Source organism: Staphylococcus sp. HMSC65H10, assembly GCF_001839185.1.
Lineage (GTDB): Bacteria > Bacillota > Bacilli > Staphylococcales > Staphylococcaceae > Staphylococcus > Staphylococcus simulans.
Map to the genome: position 1 here is coordinate 1 of NZ_KV840319.1, position 5,336 is coordinate 5,336.

At 28.5% G+C, this 5,336-nt stretch carries 4 protein-coding genes; 1 reads left to right on the forward strand and 3 read right to left on the reverse strand.

The features are described from left to right. Positions 1–212, reverse strand: a 212-nt coding sequence (locus HMPREF3270_RS02990; RefSeq protein ID WP_141763121.1) for a YSIRK-type signal peptide-containing protein, incomplete at its 3' end; no start/stop codon positions are given. A 1,514-nt stretch (positions 213–1,726) separates the two neighbouring features. Here HMPREF3270_RS02990 and HMPREF3270_RS02995 point away from each other — a divergent pair. Further along, positions 1,727–2,668 carry a helix-turn-helix domain-containing protein gene (locus tag HMPREF3270_RS02995; RefSeq protein WP_070848439.1) on the forward strand — a complete coding sequence of 314 codons (942 nt, stop codon included), beginning with the start codon at positions 1,727–1,729 and terminating at the stop codon, positions 2,666–2,668. A 777-nt stretch (positions 2,669–3,445) separates the two neighbouring features. On the opposite strand, the gene HMPREF3270_RS13895 is transcribed toward HMPREF3270_RS02995, so the two are convergent. Together HMPREF3270_RS13895 and HMPREF3270_RS13725 are read right to left on the reverse strand one after the other, a co-directional pair. Next, positions 3,446–3,997 carry a DnaD domain-containing protein gene (locus HMPREF3270_RS13895; protein ID WP_070867161.1) on the reverse strand — a complete coding sequence of 184 codons (552 nt, stop codon included), beginning with the start codon at positions 3,995–3,997 and terminating at the stop codon, positions 3,446–3,448. Continuing rightward, complete coding sequence (locus HMPREF3270_RS13725) at positions 3,985–4,311, reverse strand: replication initiator protein A (RefSeq protein ID WP_070848441.1); 327 nt, start codon at positions 4,309–4,311, stop codon at positions 3,985–3,987. Before HMPREF3270_RS13725 ends, HMPREF3270_RS13895 begins: the two co-directional genes overlap by 13 nt. Between the last annotated feature and the right edge of the window lie 1,025 nt (positions 4,312–5,336).

The window sequence follows — 5,336 nt, forward strand, 5'->3', positions numbered from 1 at the left end:
TCTTCTGATAATGCTTCTGTATTATCTTCTTTTGGTGCAAGTTCTTTATTTGTTGAATTAATTATTTCTTCTGCTTGAGCTTCATTATTAACTCCTAAAAATAAAGTAGCTCCCACTAAAATAGAGGCTGTACCTACTGTGAATTTTCTGATTGAATACTTGTTTAATTTGTTAGGTAAAAAATCTAAACGTTTATTGGATTTTTTCAACAACTTCACTTCCTTTTTCTTTTTTTATGAAGAAGAAGAAAAAGTTCATACAACTTCCTCATCTTAATACCTTTATTATACTTAAAATCTCTATAATAGCCAACCTTTCAAATTATTTAATAAAGTTTCTCGCAATAATATGTTTAATTATTGGTTTATGCTTACACCTTCTTATTTGAGTACTTTATCAAAAACTACACCCACCAATTTTTCGAAGAAATCTTCCAACACATCTTTAAAATTACTTTTGACAACAGCCTTATTAATACCAAGCAAAATTTTATCGATTCAATTCATATTGAAGCTGAAGCCAAAGCATATCAAAAAGAATTAATGATGAAGTAAATTTTCTAAAAAAGCCTATAAAAATAAAATGAAACTGATCCAGAGTTTGGTGATTATGTAAAGATCGAGCGAGAGAAAAGTAATTTTCCCATTTGCTATATGCATATGTCGATAGACACGTTTTTATTTCAGATTCACATGTCACTCCAGGAATTATCCATGATAGTACTCAATTAAAATCTATGTATAGAAATAATGGAGATATTAGGTTTAAATGCGAGATATTTAGCAATTGATTCTAGTTATAAGATTTCAGCTAACGCACACTATCTTATTGAAAAAATTAATGTTACCTGTGATGCCATATACTCGTTTGTAAAAAAAGAAGTGTTCTTCAAAAGTTGTGATTTCATCTACGATGAATATTATCGTAGTTATATCTGTCCTAATGATATTTTTTAACTTGCAAAAGAACAATGACAAATGGGGGGGACAGAATATATATCAAACTCTGACGCATGTCGTGAATACCTGCTATTGAACAAATGCACTGAAAATAAACAATTAAAAAACCAAAAGACACATATGGCAAGATAATTTAGTTATAGTTGAAGATTTAAGTTTAAAGAAGATTTGATGATGTTAAAGAGCAACATGGTATAAAATAAACTCGTTTCCACAGTTTAGAGAAGATGACAATTTATACGATATTTACTTATGTTGCAATGAATTCGAAAAAGGTGGCTATGTCGCTTGTATAAAAGTCCGTGAGGATTTATATTGTAAAAATTTTTATACATGTTTTCGAAAAACTCATAAAAAAGCAAACTACCGTTACAGTTTTTTAACGATAGTTTGTCTATAATCTGAAATCAGTTATTGTTCAGCTGCTTTTTTTAATATTATGTTAACGCTTTTAATTTTTGATAATTAGTGCTAAAATAATATTAAAATAAAAGAATAAAAAAGAACACCAGCACTAATTACTGCGGTCAACAGTAATTAGTCGCTACCGATACCACAACTATCGGCGCACTTTAGGTGTCCTTCTTTCTTATTCATTTGATACCCTTATGTTACAAGAACAAAAGGAAAATTGCAACATAAATGTATCAAAATGAAACTAGAAAGAAGAGATATCGCTCATTGATGCCAACATCTATGAAGAGTGTAAGCCGTGATAATATCGGTTTACACTCTTTTTTGTTCTCTATAAAGGAGAAGGAAAAATTATGGCATATCAATTAGTAAACCTAAAAGAACACGCAACATTCGATTCAATTCAAGCAATGGATAATACAGTAAGACAATACAATGCGCAAATCAACAAAGCACATTATGAAACGCTAAACTTATTAAAACAATACAGCTGCAAAGTTATTGGTGTCTCTCATATTAAAGTTAAGACGATTGCTGATCATCTTGGAAAATCAGTACGTACAATCAAACGTCATATCAAGTTTCTAAAAGAACAAGGTTTCATTTCAGTTATTAATACAATGCGTTCGAAAATCGGAGGCAAAGGTGCTAATGCATATGCAATTAATCCTGTAAAAGTTCAGCAAAAAATTATTAATGTCACGTCGCAAATGTCACGTCGTAAAGTAGATAAAAAACGCAATCAAAGCCAGTCACAGCAAGCATTAGCGTATGTTCAGGTTAAGAAAGAAACTATGTCTTTTATAAAACTATTAAATTCTTTTGTAAGTAACAAGCGTAGAAAAAAACAAATCCAATTAAAATGTACTGAAAATATCAAATATTTCAGAGCTTGTCCTGAAGGTGTACCGTTTGAATTATATCAACGTTACCAACCTTTCTTTAGTGATGCCCAAATTAAGTGCTTATTCAACAACATCTCAGATCAAATCAATTCATATTCTCATATCAACGATGAAGCGTACACTGACATTGTCAATCATACATTGGATTCATTAGTTAAGGCATTAAGAAGCTATCACAGAGGACAAGGTGATAAAATATATAATATCTTTGCGTATGCGGCAGGTACTGCAAAAAAATTAGCAGCTAAATTAGATCACATTAACAAATGGTCTGTAATGTGGGAACACCCTACACAAACAAAACAACATGATAATAATTTCAAAGCAGCAAGTATGCATATGTGGGCGAAAATAGGTATTTTGGATGATAATGGAGTCTCTCATTCTTAACTATAATAATGAGAAGAAAGTCAAATTTTTTAATTTCTTTACCACTATTTGGATTGAGTTTCACTTGAATGATAGAAATTAAATTAAAATAGTTATTTTTTCACCTCATAATAGCAATGTTGCATAGTTTTTGAAATTTTATTTATTTTTATTGACTTTCTTATCATAAATATCTGAATATACATATATCACCATATATTTTTCATATCTATTCTTATAGAGATTATTAAAGGTGATGTAATGAGAGTTTTTAGTAGATCCATCAGCAATAATATAATTTAGATTTTTTCTATATAATTTAACATAAACTGTAATAACTTTAAATTATAGTCTTTATCTTGCTGCTTAACATTGCCATTGTTAGTTGTTGAACAGCTCTTTTGTTTCATGCTCTTTATTATCATGATGCTCTTGCAGAAAATCTGTAGACTTTCTGAGTGTATTTTTTCTGTCTTTTGTAAATCTTTACTAACCCTTAATGTAGAAATAGTTTTGTCTGACAGTTCAAACATGCGTGAATGTGTGATATTTGATGTTTACTGTGGTCAGTTATCTTTCGATTTTTAGGATGTATAGTGCAATGTTACGTATATAGATTTATATTAATCACTTGCTCTTGAAATGTCCTTCAAGATTTATATAAATAATGCACTGTTATTGTTAATCATACATTGACACTCTGATCAAAGTCTTGTGTTATTATCACAGATGACAAAGCAAGACTCTATTAAGAAGTTTCATATTAACCTTACCATTTGATATAAATAGGCGATTGAATCAATTTTCCCAATCTTTGATTAATTGCTGTTTAAATGCTTCGCGTTGCTTTTCAAATTTTATTCGTTCTTCTGGTGTCAATTGTTTATTACGTAATTGTTCAGGATTGTTTAGCCATTTTGGAGTTAATTCTTTACTTGTAATATTATCAGTTGTTTGAACATTATAATTTATTACTTCACTTAATGATTTGATTCCCTTATCAGACCAATTTTGTAAAACTTTAAGCAAGAATACTTTTGGATTTTTTCCATGTTTTGAAGCGTATTGTATTGCATAGTAAATAATAGATTCATCAAATTTCATTAATAATGGGATTAATTCTTTTTGATATGCTGTTGTTATTGGAATATTAAATTCTAAATTAATTTTTCGTAGCCATTTTAATATATTACTACTACTGCTTTCTTTTTTTGTAGTAGTTGTAATATCAGTATCATTAGAGTTAAAATTTTTAACTTCCTTGTTAATACTGGCTTTATCAATATTTTCATCTTGTTGCAATTTATAAATATCGTCATTAGTAACATTAGGTTTCATTAAATAAAGCATGTTAGGTTTATTAAGACCTTGTTTTTTTGCTCTAATAAATTTGCATTTTCTAATTCTTTTTTGATTTTCACTACTTTAGGTTTGCTTACATTTAGAATGTTTTCCAGAGTTTCATTTGTATAAATAAAATAGATTGCATTATCTGCATCAACCCATTTATTTATAATGGACAGTTCTAGTCGATCTCGAAGAATAGCATATGCAATTTTTGCATCATTTGACATTTTTTTATAGGTAGAATTTGTGAAAAAAACTTTAGGTAATTGATAAAAACGTTCTTTATACTGTTCTTCTAAATAGAATTTATTAGACATAATGAAAACCTCTTTCCATTTAATTTTATTGGACAGAGGTAATAAAACTTTTACTACATTTCAATTTTATTTAATAATATTGAGGCTTGCACGTGTGGATTATATTTTATATAATGATAGTACAATTTGAATTAAATAAACGTTGGTAACCGTTTTATTACCTTAAGGACAGCTACTACCAATAGTTGTCCTTTTCTTTGATTATATATTATCATGCAGACTTCATTGCTGTAAATGTTGCCTACCATGTAAAGGGGATATGTAATGATTAAATCATTAGTATATCTGTAATTTTTTAATAGAATTAAGGGCATACTAATAAAATTGTAGAAGAGATTTCTGAAGATATATTTAATAGATATCAAAATTATAGAGGTTCTTCATCTTATAATTTACGTATGATGCTTAAAATAATTCTATATGCATATCGAATTTGCTTTAAAGGACAGTATTAGGTTTATGTGGCTATTTCAAAACAGACACCTAGTTATAAAACTATTAATCGTTTCCGTTCTAATTCTAAAAATAATGAATTAATCAAAAAGTGGTTTACAGAATTCAGAGTTTTTTAGTGACTAACAATTATATAGATGAAGACGTTGTTTACATCGATGTCATAAAAATTGATACTAGTAAGGATACTGGAAAAGAAAAATAATTCGCTCAAAACTTACTCTTTTGAAAAATATAAAAAGGTAATAAGTTAATATAAAGAGAAAAATGTTATGACTGTGTAGGTTGTCCACTTAGAGATGAGTGTATAAATCTAAAAGCCAAATCTAATATCTTAAAAATAATTAGAAGAAATATGGTTTGGGAGTACTATAAGCTTTTCTTGGTAATCTGAAGGTTGATTTGGGTTTTATTTGAGTGCTCCTTACAGACATTCTATTAAAACAGAAGTTGGCATAGCATGTATGGCCGTGAATATTAGGAAATTAGCAGATCTATGAGCTGCTAATTTCTTGTACAAAATAAAAGGCTCTCTGTTAAATAGGACTGGTGAGCTAAAACACAGAGATTAA